Origin of the sequence: Streptomyces sp. NPDC089915, assembly GCF_040684675.1 — a bacterium.
In the GTDB taxonomy this organism is placed as follows: Bacteria; Actinomycetota; Actinomycetes; order Streptomycetales; family Streptomycetaceae; genus Streptomyces.
In genome coordinates, this window is the sequence record NZ_JBFBGN010000415.1 from 1 (window position 1) to 1,109 (window position 1,109).

2 pseudogenes are annotated in these 1,109 nt (G+C 71.5%); one reads left to right on the forward strand and one right to left on the reverse strand.

What is annotated here, in order from left to right:
* Positions 1–90, forward strand: a pseudogene (locus AB0O29_RS36290) (IclR family transcriptional regulator); the annotation flags it as partial.
* Positions 91–122: 32 nt separating this feature from the next.
* Here the strand turns inward: AB0O29_RS36290 and AB0O29_RS36295 are convergent.
* Positions 123–980: pseudogene (locus AB0O29_RS36295) on the reverse strand (phage/plasmid primase, P4 family); the annotation flags it as partial.
* Positions 981–1,109: the final 129 nt, after the last annotated feature.

Here is a 1,109-nt window from a genome sequence, read left to right on the forward strand (position 1 = left end):
GCGCCGCCGGTCAAGTCGGCCGTGCGCACGGTCCTGCTGCTGGAGCACTTCGCGGCGCACCCGGGACTGCACAGCCTCGCCGACATCCAGAGCGAGACGCACCGGCGGCGACCGGCTCAAGGCCCGCCGGTGAGGAGCTTGACGCGGGCCTCGTCGAACTTGTCGTGGGGCTTGAGCTCACTGCACACGAACAGGCGACGGCCGTGGAGTTCGGTGAGCTCGGTGGAGTGCTCGTTGAACTTGCCGCGCTCCATCAGGAAGCCGGGCGGTGCCACGTCCGCGTAGTCGCCGAGGATCTTGATGACGATGTCCATGAGGGCGGACTTGCCGTTGGCGCCGATGCCGTAGAGGAACGGCAGGACCTGGCCGCCGACGTCGCCGGTGATGGAGTAGCCGAGCAGGAGATGGACGAACGTGATCATCTCCTTGCCCTTGTCGTCGTCGCCGAAGGTCTCCGTCAGGAAACGGGCGAAGCGCGGGGTGGGGCTGGCCTCGGGGGCCAGGAAGGTCGCGCGCGAGTGCAGGTCGCGGAGCGGATCGGGCTTGCGGAGCTCGCCGGTGCGCAGGTCGACGACGCCGGCGGGGGTGCAGAGGGCGTACTTGTCGCCGTCGAGGGTGTCGGGGTCGAGGGCGAGTTCCGGGGAGGCCTTGGCCTGGGACAGCATGGCCTTGACCCCGGAGGTCGACATGGCGCGCTTGCGGTGCTGGGCGAGCTCGCGGTCCGTGAAGTGGCCCCGGGGGTCGTGCAGGGGCATCTCCTCGGCCATGTCCCCGGCCGCCCAGATGGCCGCCTTCTCGCCGCCGGTGCGCTTCCAGCGGTACTCGTCCCACACGTACCAGCCGAGACCCTCGGCGGGGCGGGAGCGGTGGTTGTGGAGGTGGGCGAAGAGCTTGGCGTTGCCGCGGTCGGTGAGGTTGACGAGCAGGCCGGACTGGACGAAGTCACCGGCGCGCGAGGCGTCGGCGCCGGGGGTGGAGATCTGCTGGGCGGGCAGCTGGGCGGCGGCCCCCGCCGGTTCCGTCTCGGCGGCCGTCCGTCCCGCTTCGGCGGCGAAGACCGCGAGCTGCTCCGCGGCGGCGTGCGCGTCGAAGCCGGTGCCGGTGCTTCC